Origin of the sequence: Pseudomonas putida, from assembly GCF_026625125.1 — a bacterium.
Classification (GTDB): domain Bacteria; phylum Pseudomonadota; class Gammaproteobacteria; order Pseudomonadales; family Pseudomonadaceae; genus Aquipseudomonas; species Aquipseudomonas putida_X.
Window position 1 is genome coordinate 3926696 of sequence record NZ_CP113097.1, and the last position, 17096, is coordinate 3943791.

Below are 17096 nucleotides of genomic sequence, written 5' to 3' on the forward strand. Positions count from 1 at the left end.
TGCCCTCATGTGCCACGCTTGGCGATACGGATCCACACCATGATACAGATCGATGCGCTCCCCGCTTTCTCCGACAACTACATCTGGTTGTTACAGGATACTGCCAAACGCCGCTGCGCGGTGGTCGATCCTGGCGATGCCGGACCGGTGCAGGCCTGGCTGGCCGCCCATCCTGACTGGCTGCTGGAGGATATCCTGATCACCCACCACCACAATGACCACGTCGGCGGAGTCGAGCAGCTGAAAGCGCTGACCGGTGCGCGCGTCTGCGGCCCCGCCAACGAGCGCATCCCGTGCCGCGACCTTGCATTGGACGAGGGTGACAGGGTGACCGTGCTGGGCGTGACCTTCCAGGTCCTGGCAGTGCCGGGGCATACGCTGGGCCATATTGCCTTCTTCAGCGACCAGCCCGCGACGCCGGTGCTGTTCAGCGGCGACACGCTGTTCGCCGCCGGCTGCGGGCGGATGTTCGAGGGCACGCCGGAGCAGATGCAGCCCGCCCTCGCCAGGTTGGCCGCGCTGCCGGAGCGTACCGAGGTGTACTGCGCCCACGAATACACCCTGAGCAACTTGCGCTTCGCCAAGGCCGTCGAGCCGCAAAACCCGCACGTTCTGCAACGTTTCGATGATGTTACCCGGCTGCGGGCCGACAATCGCATCACATTGCCATCAACCATCGGCCTGGAACGGCTGACTAACCCTTTTTTACGTACCGCTGAAACATTAGTTAAACAAAAAGCTGACGAATGGAAGGGACATTCAAACGCCACGCATGTCGCTGTTTTTGCTGCCTTGAGGTCTTGGAAGGACACCTTCTGATAACCTGAAGATATATCGCAACATGCGCTGCAAGGTTGACCCGGCGGGATGCGGTTTCTAGAATCGCCGAAATTTTTTGCCCGGATACCCGTCCCCGCCGATGTCTTCCCCAAGCCGCAGAACCGCTCATTCAGTCGCCCTGACGCGCCTGGCCCAAATCAGTGCGCTGGCGCTGGCCGCCACCCTGGTGGGTTGCCAGAGCACCCGTCAGCTCGACGAATCCGATAGCGTTCGCGCGCACAGCTACCAGGCGCGGATCAAACACAAACCCGCTCCCCTCGCGGTCAAACCAGCCGAGCAGGCGCCCCAGGATGTGTGGGAGCGCATGCGCCAGGGCTTCGCCCTGCAAGACACCATCGACGTCAACCCGCGCATCGAGCAGCAGCGGCTGTGGTTTGCCAGCAACCCCTCGTTCCTGGAAAACGCCGGTGAGCGCGGCAGCCTGTACCTGCACTACATCGTCGAGCGCCTGGAAGAACGCGACATGCCGCTGGAGCTGGCCCTGTTGCCGGCGATCGAAAGCGCCTACAATCCCATGGCCTACTCGCGCGCCCATGCTGCAGGCATGTGGCAGTTCATCCCCTCCACGGGGCGCCACTTCAACCTGCGCCAGACCAATTTCTACGATGGTCGCCGCGACATCACCGCATCGACCAATGCCGCGCTGGACTACCTGAGCCGCCTGCACGACATGTTCAACGGCGACTGGTTGCTGGCGCTGGCCGCCTATAACGCCGGCGAAGGCACCGTCAGCCGGGCGATCGAGCGCAACGAGAAACTCGGCCTGCCAACCGATTACTGGAACCTGCCCCTGCCGCAGGAAACACGCGACTACGTGCCCAAACTGCTGGCCCTGTCGCAGGTGGTGCTGACCCCCGAAGCCTACGGCGTGAATCTCAACCCGATCGCCAACGAGCCCTACTTCGAAGCCGTCGCCATCAATGACCGCCTGGACCTGTCGCGGGTTGCCGCCTTCGCCAACATAGACGAAGACGAACTGATCCAGCTCAACCCGGCTTTCAAGAAGCGCATGACCGTGGATGGGCCCAAGCAATTGCTGGTGCCGACGGCCAAGGCGCAACTGCTGTCCGACAGCCTGTCCAACCTCAAGCCTGAACAACTGATCAGCCTGCAGCCGAACAAGGCCGTGTTCGCTCGCGCCGTGGCTGAAGCCAAGGCGCCTGCCAGCGCCCGCAGCTACCGCGTGAAGCGCGGCGACAGCCTGAGCACCATTGCAAGGGCCAACCGGGTTTCGGTCAAGGATATCCAGCGCTGGAACAAGCTCCCGGGTAGCCGGGTAAAGGCCGGCCAGGTGCTGGCGCTGCGTGGCGGGAGTGCGGCGGGCAACCGGGTGGCGGCATCCTCCAAGCGCTCTACCCAGTACAAGGTCCGCAAAGGCGACTCACTGTATCTGGTGGCGAAACGGTTCAACGTCGAGATGAAGCACCTCAAGCGCTGGAATCCGCGCAGCGGGCATGCCCTCAAGCCAGGCCAGACCTTGACCGTCTACCTGGGGCACTGATCTGAATCGGGGCTGCTTGGCAGCCCCTCGATCTCCTTCCCGCCACACCCTTTTTCCAACCCCGCCAAGCTGTTACTGTAGCCCGACCAAAGCCCAACGCCTCTGGATCGGATGCCGACTTGATACGTCCCCTCCTGCTGTCACTCAGCCTGGCCTTGAGCTTTCCCGCAGCCGCGATGGTGAGCGAAAGCCACGGATACGCGCAGTTCGGCACGCTCAAGTACCCAGCGACATTCACCCATTTCGACTGGGTCAACCCGCAAGCGCCCAAGGGCGGCACCTTGCGTGCTATGGCATTGGGTACGTTCGATACGCTCAACGCCTATACCTTCAAGGGTTCAAGCCCGGTCACAACGCCGAACTTCCTGCAGTACGGGGTCAACGAGCTCAACGAAACGCTGATGGTCGGCACCGGCATGTACGACCCTTCCGGCGACGAACCCACGTCCAGTTACGGCCTCATCGCGCGCTCGGTGGAGTACAGCGAGGACCGTAGCTGGGTGGTGTTCAACCTGCGCCCGCAAGCGCGCTGGCATGACGGCAAACCGATCACCTCGGCCGACGTCGCCTTCTCTTATTACACGCTGCTAAAAGGCGGCCACCCGATCTACCGCACCAATCTGCAGGAAGTGCAGCGCGTAGATATCCTTGGCCCGTTGCGCATCCGCTTCGTGTTCAAGCGCGCTGGCAACCCGCTGCTGATCCTGCGCCTGGGCGAGATGCCGGTGCTGCCCAAACACTACTGGCAAGGCCGCGATTTCAAGGCCACCACCTTCGAGCCGCCTCTGGGCAGTGGCCCCTACCGCATCACCCAGGTGCAGCCCGGCAGGCGCCTGGTGTTCGAGCGAGTGAAGAATTACTGGGGCAAGGACCTTGCGGTGAACCGCGGCAAGTACAACTTCAACCGCGTCAAATACGAGTTCTATCGGGATGCCACAGTCGCGTTCGAAGCCTTCAAGGCCGGCGAATTCGACATCTATATCGAGCATCAGGCAAAGAACTGGGCCAACGGCTACAACTTCCCGGCACTGCGCCGTGGCGAGGTGATAAAGGCCCAGATCCCGCACCGCATCCCGACCCAGACCCAGGGGTTGTTCATGAACACCCGCCGGCCCACCTTCAGCGACGCCAGGGTACGCCAGGCGCTGGGCCTGATGCTCGACTTCCAATGGACCAACCGCGCCCTTTTCAGCAGCGCCTACCGCCGCTCGACCAGCTACTACCCCAATAGCGAGTTTGCCGCCAGCGGCTTGCCCACGGGCAAGGAGTGGCTGCTGCTGGCGCCGTTCCGTGACCAATTGCCGGAAAAGCTGTTCACCCAACCCTATCAGGTCAGCCACACCGATGGCCGCGGCATCAACCGCCAGACCCTGCGCCAGGCGCTGAGCCTGCTCGGCGACGCCGGCTGGAAGCTCGACGGCCAGCGCCTGGTCGACGCACACGGGCAGCAGCTGCGCATGGAACTGCTGCTGGTGAACCCCAACCTCGAACGCATCTTGCAGCCCTATGTCGAAAACCTGGCGAGCATCGGCATCGATGCGCGCTTGCGCACCGTGGACCGTGCCCAGTACAAACAACGCCTGGACCAGTTCGACTTCGACATGATTCTGATGACCCTGAGTCAGACCTTGAGCCCCGGCCTGGAACAGTGGTTGTACTTCCATTCCAGCCAGGCTGCGACCAAGGGCAGCAAGAATTACGCGGGGGTCAGGGATCCTGTGGTCGACCACCTGCTCGATACCCTGCTCGCCGCACGCACCCGCGATGACCAGGTCGCCGCCGCCCGCGCCCTGGACCGCGTGCTTTCCTGGCAGTACTACATGATCCCCAACTGGTATCTCGACAATCACCGCCTGGCCTACCGCAACCGGTTCGGTTTCGTCACCACACCGCCCTATACCCTCGGGCTGAATACCTGGTGGCTAAAGACTTCGGAGAAAGCCCAATGATGCCAACGTACCGCCTGCGCCAACTGGCAGGCAGCCTGCTGCTCGCCTGCCTGAGCCTGCCGGCCATGGCCGCGCCGCAACACGCACTGACCCTTTATGATGAAGCGCCGAAATACCCGGCCGACTTCAAGCACTTCGACTACGTCAACCCCGACGCGCCCAAGGGCGGCACCTTCCGCCAGTCCAGCTTCGGTGGTTTCGACAGCCTCAACCCCTTCATCAACAAAGGCGTGGCCGCCGAAAACGTCGGTGCCATCTACGACACCTTGATGCGCCAGAGCCTGGACGAGCCCTTTACCGAGTACGGCCTGGTTGCCGGCAAGATCGAAAAGGCCCCGGACAACAGCTGGGTGCGCTTCTACCTGCGCCCCGAGGCACGCTTCCACGACGGCCACCCGATGCGCGCCGAAGACGTGGTATTCACCTTCAACGCCCTGATCAAAGACGGCGCACCGCTGTACCGCCAGTACTATGGCGATGTCGCCCAAGTCGTCGCCGAAGACCCGCTGCGTGTGCTGTTCACGTTCAAGCACAAGAACAACCGCGAGTTGCCGCTGATCCTCGGCCAGTTGCCGGTACTGCCCAAGCACTGGTACGAAGGCCGCGAATTCAACCGCGGCAACCTGGAAATCCCGCTCGGCAGCGGCCCGTACAAGATCACCGAGGTCAAGCCCGGCCGCTCGATCCGCTACGAGCGGGTCAAGGACTACTGGGCCAAGGACCTGCCGCTCAACCGCGGCCAGTTCAACTTCGACGCCATGACCTTCGACTCCTACCGCGACAACACCGTCGCACTGGAAGCACTCAAGGCTGGCCAGTTCGACTATGGCCTGGAAACCAGCGCGAAAAACTGGGCCACCGCCTACAACGTTCCCGCTGTACGCGATGGCCGCCTGATCAAGGAAGAACTGCCCAACGGCAACCCCACCGGCATGCAAGGGTTCATTTTCAACCTGCGTAAACCGGTGTTCCAGGACATCCGCGTGCGCCAGGCGCTGAGCCTGCTGCTGGACTTCGAGTGGACCAACAAGCAGTTGTTCAACGGCGCCTACACCCGCACCGGCAGCTACTTCGAAAACTCCGAAATGGCCGCCCGGGGCCTGCCCTCGCCTGCCGAGCTGAAGATACTCGAGCCGCTGCGCGGCAAGATTCCCGAACAGGTGTTCAGCGAGGTCTTCCACAACCCGGTCACCGACGGCAGCGGCATGATCCGCGAACAGCAGCGCCAGGCTTACAAATTGCTGATGGACGCTGGCTGGAAGATCGTCGACGACAAGATGGTCGACAAGAACGGCAAGCCAGTGTCCATCGAGTTTCTGCTGGCCCAGACAGAATTCGAGCGCATCCTGCTGCCGTTCAAACGCAACCTGGCCGACCTTGGCATCGACTTGAACATCCGCCGCGTCGACGTCTCGCAATACATCACCCGCCTGCGCTCACGTGACTTCGACATGATCGTCAGTGGCTTTGCGCAGTCCAACTCCCCAGGCAACGAGCAGCGCGAGTTCTGGTCCAGTGCGGCGGCTGACAACCCCGGCAGCCGCAACTTCATCGGCCTGCGTGACCCGGCCATCGACCAGCTGGTCGAAGCACTGATCAACGCCGACTCCCGGCAAAGCCTGATCGACCACTCCCGCGCCCTGGACCGGGTGCTGCTATGGGGCTACTACGTGATCCCCAACTGGCACATCAAGACCTGGCGCGTGGCCTACTGGAACCACATCGGCCACCCCGATGTTTCACCCAAGTACGACATCGGCATCGACACCTGGTGGATCAAGCCTGACGTGACGCCAGCCGTGTCCGAAACGCCCGCTCAAGAGGCCAACTGACATGCTGGCCTACATCCTGCGTCGTCTGCTGCTGATCATCCCGACCCTGTTCGGCATCCTGGTCATCAACTTCATCATCGTCCAAGCCGCCCCCGGCGGCCCGGTCGAACAGATGATCGCCAAGCTCGAAGGCTTCGAGGGCGCCACCAGCCGGATCGCCGGCGGTGGCGCCGAGGTCTCCGTGGCCGGCTCCAACTACCGCGGCGCCCAGGGCCTCGACCCGGCGCTGATCGCGGAAATCGAGCGCATGTACGGCTTCGACAAGTCGCCCCCCGAGCGTTTATGGATAATGGTCAAGAACTACGCCCAACTGGACTTCGGCGAGAGCTTCTTTCGCGACGCCAAGGTCATCGACCTGATCGCCGAAAAGATGCCGGTTTCGATTTCGCTCGGGCTGTGGAGCACCTTGATCATGTACCTGGTGTCGATCCCCCTGGGCATTGCCAAGGCGGTGCGCCACGGTAGCCACTTCGACGTCTGGACCAGCTCGGCGATCATCGTCGGCTATGCCATCCCGGCGTTCCTGTTCGCCATCCTGCTGATCGTGCTGTTCGCCGGCGGCAGCTACTTCGACTGGTTCCCGCTGCGCGGCCTGACCTCGAACAACTTCGACGAGCTGTCCACGACCGGCAAGGTGCTCGACTACTTCTGGCACCTGGTGCTACCGATCACCGCCCTGGTGATCGGCAACTTCGCCACCATGACCCTGCTGACCAAGAACAGCTTCCTCGACGAGATCAACAAGCAGTACGTGGTCACCGCCAAAGCCAAAGGCCTGAGCCGCTCACGGGTGCTCTACGGCCACGTGTTCCGCAATGCCATGCTGCTGGTGATCGCAGGCTTCCCTTCGGCGTTCATCGGCATCTTCTTCACCGGCTCGCTGCTGATCGAGGTGATCTTCTCCCTCGATGGCCTGGGCCTGATGAGTTTCGAGGCGGCCATCAACCGCGACTACCCGGTGGTGTTCGGCACCCTGTTCATCTTCACCCTGCTCGGGCTGGTGGTGAAACTGATCGGCGACCTCACCTACACCCTGGTCGATCCGCGCATCGACTTCGCCAGCCGGGAGCACTGACATGGCCTTGTCCCCTCTCAACCGTCGGCGCTTCGAGCGCTTCAAGGCCAACCGACGCGGCTGGTGGTCGCTGTGGCTGTTCCTCATCCTGTTCGGCCTGAGCCTGGGTGCCGAGCTGATCGCCAACGACAAACCGATTGCCGTGCGCTACGACGGCGAGTGGTTTTTCCCGGCCTTCAAACGCTACCCGGAAACCACCTTCGGTGGCGAGTTCCCACTGGAGGCCAACTACAAGAGCCCGTATATCCGGGAGCTACTGGCCAAGAAAGACAGCTTCGTACTGTGGGCCCCGATCCCCTACAGCTACCAGAGCATCAATTACGACCTGCGCGTACCCGCCCCTGCGCCGCCCTCGGCGGACAACTGGCTGGGCACCGACGATCAGGGCCGCGATGTGCTGGCACGGGTGATCTACGGCTTCCGCATTTCGGTATTGTTCGCCCTCACCCTGACCATCCTCAGCTCCATCATCGGCGTCATCGCCGGTGCCCTGCAGGGTTTCTACGGTGGCTGGGTGGACCTTGCCGGCCAGCGCTTTCTGGAGATCTGGTCCGGCTTGCCGGTGCTGTACCTGCTGATCATCCTTGCCAGCTTCGTACAGCCCAACTTCTGGTGGTTGCTGGGCATCATGTTGCTGTTCTCATGGATGAGCCTGGTTGACGTGGTGCGCGCCGAGTTCCTGCGCGGGCGCAATCTCGAGTACGTGCGTGCCGCCCGTGCCCTGGGCATGCGCAATGGCGCGATCATGTATCGGCACATTCTGCCCAACGCCATGATCTCGACCATGACGTTCATGCCCTTCATCCTCACCGGTGCCATCGGCACCCTCACCGCCCTGGACTTCCTCGGTTTCGGCCTGCCTCCGGGCGCGCCGTCGCTGGGCGAACTGGTAGCCCAAGGCAAGTCCAACCTGCAGGCGCCATGGCTGGGCATCAGCGCCTTTGCCGTACTGGCGATCATGCTGAGCCTGCTGGTATTCATCGGCGAATCCGCCCGCGATGCCTTCGACCCGAGGAAGTGAGATGAGTGAACAGAACCTGATCGAAGTGCGCGACCTGGCGGTAGAGTTCGTTACCGGCGAACAGGTCAACCGTGTGGTCGATGGCATCAGCTTCGACATCCGCAAGGGCGAGACCCTGGCGCTGGTCGGCGAGAGCGGTTCGGGCAAGTCCGTTACCGCCCACTCGATTCTGCGCCTGCTGCCCTACCCGCTGGCACGCCACCCCAGTGGCAGCATTGGCTACGAAGGCAAGGACCTGCTGCAGCAAGGTGAGAAGGCCATGCAGAAGATTCGCGGCAACCGCATCGCGATGATCTTCCAGGAGCCGATGACCTCGCTGAACCCGCTGCACTGCATCGAGAAGCAGATCAACGAAATCCTGCTGCTGCACAAGGGCCTCACCGGCAAGCAAGCCACTGCGCGCACGCTGGAGCTGCTTGAACTGGTGGGCATTCCCGAGCCACGCAAACGCCTCAAGGCCCTGCCCCACGAGCTGTCCGGTGGCCAGCGGCAGCGGGTGATGATTGCCATGGCCCTGGCCAATGAGCCGGAGCTGCTGATTGCCGATGAACCCACCACTGCACTCGACGTGACCGTGCAGTTGAAGATTCTGGAACTGCTCAAGGAACTACAGGCGCGGTTGGGCATGGCATTGCTGTTGATCAGCCATGACCTGAACCTGGTCAGGCGCATCGCCCACCGAGTTTGCGTGATGCAGCGCGGGCAGATTGTCGAGCAGGCCGATTGCGCAACGCTGTTCAGCGCGCCGCAGCACCACTACACGCAGATGCTGATCAATGCAGAGCCCAGCGGGTTGCCGGCGCAAACCGCAGTGGGTGCGCCACTGCTGGAAGTGAACGACCTGAAGGTATGGTTCCCGATCAAGAAAGGCTTGCTGCGCAAGACGGTCGACCACGTGAAGGCCGTGGACGGGATCAACTTCAGCCTGCCCCAGGGGCAGACCCTGGGGATCGTGGGTGAGTCCGGATCGGGCAAGTCGACGCTTGGGCTGGCGATCTTGCGCTTGATTTCCAGCCAAGGGGGCATCCGCTTCCACGGCCAGGCACTGGAAGGCTTGAACCAGCAGCAGGTGCGGCCACTGCGACGCGAGATGCAAGTGGTGTTTCAGGACCCCTTTGGTAGCCTGAGCCCACGTATGTGTGTGGCGGACATCGTTGGCGAGGGGCTGCGGATTCACAAGATTGGTACAGCCGCGGAACAGGAAGCGGCGATTATCGCGGCGCTGGAAGAAGTCGGCCTGGACCCTCGCACCCGCCATCGCTACCCGCATGAGTTTTCGGGCGGGCAACGTCAACGTATCGCCATCGCCCGCGCGCTGGTGCTCAAGCCGGCGTTGATTCTGCTGGATGAACCGACCTCTGCGCTGGACCGTACGGTGCAGCGGCAGGTGGTGGAATTGCTGCGCAACCTGCAGCAGAAGTACAACCTCACCTACCTGTTCATCAGCCATGACCTTGCCGTGGTCAAAGCGTTGAGCCACCAACTGATGGTGATCAAGCATGGGCATGTTGTGGAACAGGGCGAGGCCCGGCAGATCTTCCATTCACCCCAGCACGCTTATACGCAGCAACTGTTGGAGGCAGCGTTTTTGCGCCACGACAGCTGAGGGTGACTGCCTTCGAGCGCCAGCGCGTGCGTCGCTGTCAGCACTGCCCTGGTGGCAGATGCTGACAGCGCCACGCAGGGTGCACCGGGCCAGAAGTGTTGGCCTGATAAGGCCCAGCGCCAACGAACCCCTCATCGCGAGACGAGCCCCTCCAGCAGCTACGCAAGCGCAGCGCTGGAGCTAGGCAGCCCGCACAGTGGAGCAAGCGCTCCGGATCCGAAATCAATCGTGCCCGAGAACTTCACCAACCGCGGATCGCCCTGAGTCATGTAGCCACCATTGGCTGAAGCCCAGTAGTTCTTGTCGGTAAGGTTTTCCACGTTCACCCGCAGGGTCAGGTCCTTCTCGGCGACTTTCAGCTTGTAGCGTGCACCGGCATCGAAACGGTTCCAGGTCGGCAGGCTGAGGTCGTTGGCGGCATCGACGTATTGGCCGCCGGTGCGCAGCATCCGGGCATTGAGTGCCAACCCTGGCACCCCCGGCACATCCCAGTCGACACTGGCGTTCAGCTGGAAAGTCGGCACGCCGATGGCGTGGTTGCCGTCATTGGTACCGTTGGCAGTCTTTTTCTGCTCCGACGCCATGCGGGTACCGCCGGCCATCAGGCGCAAACCTTCGATCGGTTCGCCGTAGACACTCAGCTCCAGGCCTTTGTTGACCTGCTCGCCATCGCGAATGTAGGTAGTACCCTCGGTATAGCCATCGGACGGTTTTTCAATGCGGAACACAGCCAGGTTCGCGCCGTAGGTCTGCTTATCGAGCTTGATACCTGCCTCAAGTTGCTTGGTTCGGCCAGGCGGGAACATCTGCCCGGCATTGACAGTGTTCGCCGGCGCCGTCGGGCCCTGGGCCAACCCTTCGATGCGGTTGGCGTAAACCGAGATGCTGTCGGTGGCCTTGTACACGATCCCATAGACAGGCGTAGTCACGCCCTTTTCATAAGCAGGACCGTTACGGCTTCCGTCATTGGCCGGGTTGGCGACGCCATTGAAAGTGGTACCGTCATAGAAATAGTTTTCGATGCGCAGTTGCTGACGACGCACCCCGTAAGTGAGCAACAGACGGTCATCGAACATGCCCACCGTGTCGGAAATAGCGATGCTGCGGTTACGGGTCTTGCCGGTCACACCGGGGTCACCCATCTCACCACCGGTGAGGTAGCCGTCGGTTGGCTTGGGCAGCGTGACCTTGTCGTAGATATTGGTATTGCCAGGGACTGGGCGATAAAAGGTGTAGGCGTTTTCCGCCTGCGTCCACAGGGTATTGGCGCCCACGGCAATCTGGTGGCTGAACGGCCCGGTCTGCAGGCGGCCATTGAGGCCGGCGCTGAAGCTGGTGTTGTCTTCGCCGTGGACGATATCCGAACCGGAGAGCGTAGCCGTGCCGCTATTGCCCACCAGCACCGGCGTGCCATAGGTGCCATGCTCGCGGGTATGGCGCGCACCACCGGCCAGATAGGCGGTCCAGCTCTCGTTCAGGTCCCATTCGCCACGAATCATGCCGAAGGTATCTTCCGACTCGCTGTAGCTCCAAGCCTGGCCGTAGTTGTGGCTGGCATCCGGTGCGGTTGGCACCTGGGTGGCGGTGCCTGGGCGCACTGAGTTGCGCAGGTGGTTGATACGCTGCTTCTGGTAACCGAAGTCGGTGGAGATGCGCACCGTGTCGCCGCGGTAGTCCAGGCCGGCAACGAATAGCTTGGTCCGCTGGTCCTGATCGTCAACAGCGGTTTCACCTTCACGCTGGCTGAGGTTCAGCCGCGCGCCAAAGCGGTTGTCTACGCCGAAGCGCTGGCCGATGTCCAGATGCTCGCCGATGCGCCCATCAGCACTGATGTCCTGGGTGTAACGGCGGGTAGGAACATCGCCAGCACGCTTGGGTTGCAAGTTGACGTTACCACCAAGGCCAGTGCCGGTCGGGCTCACACCATTGAGAAACGCATTGGGCCCTTTGAATACTTCAACACGCTCCACACCGTCGGTGGACATGATCTGGCGCGGCAGAATGCCGTAGAGGCCGTTGAAAGAGATGTCATCCCCTGCCAGCGGCAGCCCGCGTATCACGAAGACCTTCGACTGGTTGCCGAAGCCGAACGACTCGCGCACGGACGGGTCGTTGGCCAGCACGTCACCGATGTCCTCCGCCTGCTGGTCTTCGATCAGCTTGGAGGTGTAGCTGGTCAGGGTGAACGGGACGTCCATGTTGTCCTGATTGCCCAGCACACCCATGCTGCCGCCGCGGGCGACCTGGCCACCGGCGAACGCCTCGGGCAGCGCGCCGGGGGTGGGCTTGACGGCGTCGGCGTTGACGTCAGTGGCGTCGAGCTGAATAGGCTCGGCCGCTTGCGCCATCAGCGTTACGGAACAGCAGAGCGCCAGCATGGCTGGGCGCGATGGGAAGCGAGACGCCATCGTACAAATCCTGACAAAGAATTGTGAGTTAGAGTGATGGCGTGAATGATAATGCTTCCCATATATGAGCATCAACCTGAAACAAGGCCAAATGCCATCTATAGGACCAGTGGCATTTCGAGCCGTCACAGCGCGAGCAAGCCACCGATGCCTGGGGTTGGATTGCAGCGCCCGCGCAGACCGCTTTTCAGCTAAAAATACTCAGGCCTGAACAGCCCGGCCCACCGCGGCTTCGCTGTCAGCCACCATCCCCTCCCGCATGCGCTGCGCATCGCGACTGAAACAGCGCGACGCGGCCAACAGAAACACCATGGTCAACATCAGCGCCACCGGTATCAGGTACATCGCGTCGTGCAACCCCTGGGCCTTGAACGCCTCGCTCATTAGTACCTCCCCCGCTGCATCCATGGCGGCGACGGCGAAATGGTCCGACAGCCCACCGACCACCACCGGCCCCAAGCCACCGCCCAGCAGATAGAGGCCGGCGAAATACAGCGCCATGGCCGTGGCGCGCAAGCGAGGCTGCACCACGTCCTGGATGGCCGTGTACACGCAGGTGTAGAAGTTGTACGAAAACAGCCAGCCCACGCCGAACAGCGCCACGAACAGGCCCAGCTCGATCCGCCCGGCATGCAGCGCCCAGGCGGTGGCCAGCGTGGCGACCAGCATGCTCAAAACGGCGAACATCAGCCGGCCGTTGGCAAAGCGCTGATGCACCTTGTCGGCCACCCAGCCACCCAGAGTGAGGCCAACCAGACCGGTCACACCGACGATGACCCCGGTGGCCACTGCGGCTTGTTGCAGTTGCAGCTCGAAGTACCGCTGCAGCATGGGCACCATGAACGAGTTGCAGGCGTACGACGCAAAATTGAACGTAAGGCCCGCGAGCACCAGCCAGGCGAAGGTGGGCACGCTGAGTACGCGGCGCAGGGGCCGGTCCAGTGGCGCCTGGGAGACGGCTACGGTTTCGGCCGCACCGCGTGCGGGTTCGCGGATCAGGAACAAAAACAACGCCAGCACCACACCCGGCACAGCGGCGATGAAGAACGGTGCGCGCCAGCTGCCGAAGGCCTGCACCATGGCGCCAATGGTGAAGAAGGCCAGCAACAGGCCCAGCGGCAGGCCGAGCATGAAGATACCCATCGCCCGTGCCCGCCGCTCGGCAGGGAACAGGTCGCCGATCAGCGAATTGGCGGCAGGCGCATAGCTGGCTTCGCCGATGCCCACCCCCATGCGCACCAGCAGAAAGCTCCAGAAGCTGCCGACCATGCCGTTGACTGCCGTCAGCCCGCTCCACGCCATCAGGCCCCAGCCCATCAGCCGGCTGCGCGAGCCGGTGTCGGCCAGCCGTGCCAGTGGCAGGCCGGCGATGGCATAGACCAGGGTGAAGGCGGTGCCGATCAGGCCGATCTGGAAGTCGCTCAGGTGCCACTCCAGGCGAATCGGTTCGATGATGATGGCGGGTATGGTGCGATCGAAGAAATTGAACAGGTTGGCCAGAAACAGCAGCAACAGGATTCGCCAGGCGTTGTTCGCTTGGATGGCGGTCGGCATCGTCAGGTCCCTCTTTATTGTTGTTCGGGGCTTCCAGCACGCCACACGAATCTAGAGGGCCAACAGCTGTGCGTCTGCCACCATTGACCGCGCTGATACCGAGCGATGCCCGCTGAACGGTACGCCGGCCCGGCTCAACGCAAATCCTGACTCACTCGCTCTACAGCGTTCACCACACCCGTCGCGCCCTGCAGGATCACGCCAATCGCCTCACCTGCCTGCGAGGCGAGCTGCAGGCTCTGCGTGGCATGACTGCGGCTGGTTTCTATTTCGCCCACGGCCTGGCTGGCGAGGGTCTGGTTATGCGCCACCACCGAGACGATCTCATCGGTAGCGGTGCTGGTGCGCGCCGCCAGCTTTCGCACTTCGTCGGCTACCACGGCAAAGCCCCTGCCCTGCTCGCCGGCGCGGGCCGCTTCGATGGCTGCATTGAGCGCGAGCAGGTTGGTCTGCGCCGCGATGCCGCCGATGGTCTGCACGATCGAGCTGATCAATACCGATTGCTCACCCAGTGCAGTGATCGTCGTGCCGGCCGATTGCAGTTGTTGGGTCATGCCCTGCATGGTCTGCTCCACTTGCTGCACCACCGCCGCGCCCACGGACGCGCCGCCCACGGTGTCGCGCGACACCTCCAGCGCCATCTGCGCAGCCTGCCTGATAGCCTCTTCGCGCTGGACCTGTGCGGTCACCACCGAGGCGAATTTCACCACCCGCACCCGTTTTCCCTGGGCGTCGTTCACCGGGTTGTAACTGGCTTCCAGCCACACTTCCTGGCCGTGCCGGTCCAGCCGGCGGAAGCGGCCAGTGACGTAGCGGCCGGTGTTGAGCGTTCGCCAGAATTCTGCATAAGCCGGGCTGGCGGTGTCTTCTGCGCAGCAAAACATCCGGTGATGCTTACCCACCACTTCATCGAGGCGGTAGCCCATGCCCGCGAGGAACGTGTCATTGGCGGCCAGTACATTGCCTGCCAGGTCGAACTGGATGACCGCGCTGGAGCGTAACAGCGCGTCGAGCAGCGCCTGGTTCTCCCGGGCCAGCCCGACCTCTTGCGACACGTCGCGCCCGAATGCCCGTACCTCGCATACCCGCCCTTGTGCATCCAACCGCGGATACCAGCCCAGGCGCCACCACGCCGACTTGCCATTGGCCGCGCTCAGGCTCATGTCATCGTGCACCGGCGCACCCTTGGCAAGCGCGCTGGCCAACCCGCCCAAGGCCTGGGCGGGAAGCCATTGCTTCAAGGAGGTGCCGGCCAAGGCATCCACCGTCACACCGAACGCAGCCGCACTGACGAGGTTGCAGTCGAGGATCCGCCAATCGCCGTCGAGCCGCAGAAAAAAACCGGCCTGCTCTATCTGCTCCAGGCATTGCCGAAGGCTTTCCAGTTCGCGTTCACGCTCGGCGAGCGTGGTTTTCAATTGCCGGTTGAACATGCTGGCTACCTGCTGAGGATAAGCGACGAATAAGTCAAATCAGGACTGCGACCAGCGAAGCCGGTTGTTGCAGTACCACGTCTGGAAGGCGGCCAGTGGCATGGGCCTCGCCAGGTAATAGCCTTGCGCCTGGGCACAACCCCAGGCCTTGGCACAGGTGAGCTGTTCAGCGGTTTCGATGCCTTCGGCCACCACCTGGTAACCGAGCTGGTTAGCCAGCCCCACCAGCGACTGCACCAGCAGGAGGTCCTTGGCACTGTGCGTGGCCTTCTGGATCAACGAACGGTCCAGTTTCACCAGCGTGGCAGGAATGCGGCTGAGGTAGGCCCAGTTGCTATAGCCGGTACCAAAGTCATCGATGGCGACGTCGATCCCGGCCCGACGGGCGCGCAGCAATTGCCGCCGCACTTCTTCGGGTTGCTCGATCAGCACGCTTTCCGTGAACTCCAGCTGCAGGCGGCCCGGCGCGATGGCCCTGCGCTGGAGCTCAGCGAGCAAGGCGTCCATGAATGCTGCGCTCTCCAGGTCGCGCGCGGTGACATTCATGCTGATGCGTAAGTCTGGCGCCTGAGCGTGTTGCAGGATGTTCAACACCGCGTGCATCACCCACAGGCTGATCGACGCTATCAGCGCGGTTTTCTCGGCCAGGGCGATGAACTCGGCAGGGGAAATATCTCCCAATTGCGGGTGGCGCCAGCGCAACAGCGCTTCAGCGCTGTTGCACGTATGGCCTTGCAGTTCGACGCGCGGCTGCAGGTGCAGGCTGAGCTCGTCATCGCGCTGCAGCGCCGCCCCCAGGGAGGTCAGCAGGGAGAAGGCCCTGCGCTGTGCCGCGTCCACCTCCGGCTGATAGTGCGCGCAGCGCCCCGGGTTGCCACGGGCCGCGTCGGCGGCGCCGACCGCACGGCGCAACCAGTCAAGGCTGCCATCGTCGTCGCAGCGGCTGACCGGTGAAATACCGACCGAGGCATCCAGCAGGACAGGAATCTGATGACACAGCACAGGGTGGCTCAGCACACCGATGACCCGAGCGCACATTGCCAGCGGGTGCTGGTGCACGATGACGGCAAACCGGGTGGGGCTGATCTTGTACAGCGCCAGATCGGAATCAAGCTGGCTGACGATCAGGTCTTTCACCTGAAGGGTAAGGTCGTGGGCGAAGTTGTAGCCCAACACCTTGATCATGTGCGTCAGCACCTGCGCCGGCATGATGTCGAACACCACCACGGTCAGGGCATCATGGCGTTCAAGGCGCGTCTGCACGTCGCATTCCAGTTTCACCCGGTTGAACAGCCCGGTCGGCTGGTCGTAGAAATTTCGACGACGTATGCCGGCAATGATCTGCACCGCCATGTCGGCGAATGCCTGCAACATCCCGCGCTGGGCATCATCCAAGGCCGCACGCGGGGCCGTATCGATGATGCAGAAACTGCCAATCGCGACCTGCTTGTCTACCAGCAGCGGAGCGCCGCAATAGTAGCGAATGCCGGGCGCACCGGTGACCAGCGGGTTGTCGGCAAAGCGCGGGTCCAGCGTCGCATCCAGTACTTCCAGCGGCTGCGCCTGAAGAATGGTGTGGGCACAGAACGCGACATCCCGCGGCGTACTGTCGGCCTCCAATGCAGTCTTGGCCATGAACCACTGCTGGCACTCACTTACGATCGAGATCAGGCATATCGGCGCACTGAAGTACCGTCCGGCCCATTCGACCAGCGTGCGCAGTTCGGTGCTGCAGTCCTGGTGCGCAACACACCACTCGGCGACCGCAGCCAGGCGCTGCTCTTCGTTGGACGGCACTGGGGCGACATTCATGTTCATTTCACCTGCCCCGATCGGAATGGCAACTAGGTTATGGCTATAGGCCATTATTGAGACTT

Annotated in this window: 11 protein-coding genes and 1 pseudogene; 7 read left to right on the top strand and 5 right to left on the bottom strand. The window is 62.6% G+C overall.

Annotation, left to right across the window (positions count from 1 at the left end; genetic code table 11):
- Window positions 1–39 precede the first annotated feature (39 nt).
- The 7 genes from gloB (at window position 40) to OSW16_RS18290 (ending at window position 9824) form a co-directional block, all read left to right on the top strand.
- The gene (gene gloB, locus OSW16_RS18260) at window positions 40–819 is read left to right on the top strand and encodes a hydroxyacylglutathione hydrolase (RefSeq protein ID WP_267817369.1); all 780 of its coding nucleotides are present in this window, start codon (window positions 40–42) and stop codon (window positions 817–819) included.
- Between the two features lie 100 nt (window positions 820–919).
- Window positions 920–2341: a lytic transglycosylase domain-containing protein gene (locus OSW16_RS18265; RefSeq protein WP_267817371.1), complete on the top strand. Its 1422-nt coding sequence runs from the start codon at window positions 920–922 to the stop codon at window positions 2339–2341.
- Window positions 2342–2460: 119 nt separating this feature from the next.
- On the top strand, window positions 2461–4290 hold the full coding sequence (locus tag OSW16_RS18270; RefSeq protein WP_267817373.1) for an extracellular solute-binding protein: 1830 nt from the start codon (window positions 2461–2463) through the stop codon (window positions 4288–4290).
- Window positions 4287–6122, top strand: a complete 1836-nt coding sequence (locus OSW16_RS18275; protein ID WP_267817375.1) for an extracellular solute-binding protein — start codon at window positions 4287–4289, stop codon at window positions 6120–6122. The genes OSW16_RS18270 and OSW16_RS18275 overlap by 4 nt, the downstream gene beginning before the upstream one ends.
- A gap of 1 nt (window position 6123) precedes the next feature.
- Window positions 6124–7197 carry a microcin C ABC transporter permease YejB gene (locus OSW16_RS18280; RefSeq protein ID WP_039603181.1) on the top strand — a complete coding sequence of 358 codons (1074 nt, stop codon included), beginning with the start codon at window positions 6124–6126 and terminating at the stop codon, window positions 7195–7197.
- 1 nt (window position 7198) lies between these two features.
- A complete protein-coding gene (locus tag OSW16_RS18285; protein ID WP_241807017.1) occupies window positions 7199–8218 on the top strand; it encodes an ABC transporter permease in 1020 nt (339 codons plus the stop codon).
- A 1-nt stretch (window position 8219) separates the two neighbouring features.
- A complete protein-coding gene (locus OSW16_RS18290; protein WP_267817379.1) occupies window positions 8220–9824 on the top strand; it encodes an ABC transporter ATP-binding protein in 1605 nt (534 codons plus the stop codon).
- Window positions 9825–9982: 158 nt separating this feature from the next.
- Here the strand turns inward: OSW16_RS18290 and OSW16_RS18295 are convergent, their stop codons facing one another.
- The 5 genes and pseudogenes from OSW16_RS18295 to OSW16_RS18310 all read right to left on the bottom strand — a co-directional run bounded on the left by OSW16_RS18295 (window position 9983) and on the right by OSW16_RS18310 (window position 17031).
- Window positions 9983–12232 carry a TonB-dependent receptor gene (locus OSW16_RS18295; protein ID WP_267817381.1) on the bottom strand — a complete coding sequence of 750 codons (2250 nt, stop codon included), beginning with the start codon at window positions 12230–12232 and terminating at the stop codon, window positions 9983–9985.
- A gap of 201 nt (window positions 12233–12433) precedes the next feature.
- Entirely contained in the window at window positions 12434–13786 is a 1353-nt protein-coding gene (locus tag OSW16_RS18300; protein WP_267817383.1) for a spinster family MFS transporter, read from the bottom strand.
- A gap of 134 nt (window positions 13787–13920) precedes the next feature.
- On the bottom strand, window positions 13921–14427 hold the full coding sequence (locus OSW16_RS27165) for a methyl-accepting chemotaxis protein (RefSeq protein WP_418942205.1): 507 nt from the start codon (window positions 14425–14427) through the stop codon (window positions 13921–13923).
- Window positions 14428–14505: 78 nt separating this feature from the next.
- Window positions 14506–15219, bottom strand: a pseudogene (locus OSW16_RS27170) (PAS domain-containing protein); the annotation flags it as partial.
- Between the two features lie 39 nt (window positions 15220–15258).
- Window positions 15259–17031: a GGDEF and EAL domain-containing protein gene (locus tag OSW16_RS18310; protein ID WP_267817387.1), complete on the bottom strand. Its 1773-nt coding sequence runs from the start codon at window positions 17029–17031 to the stop codon at window positions 15259–15261.
- Window positions 17032–17096: the final 65 nt, after the last annotated feature.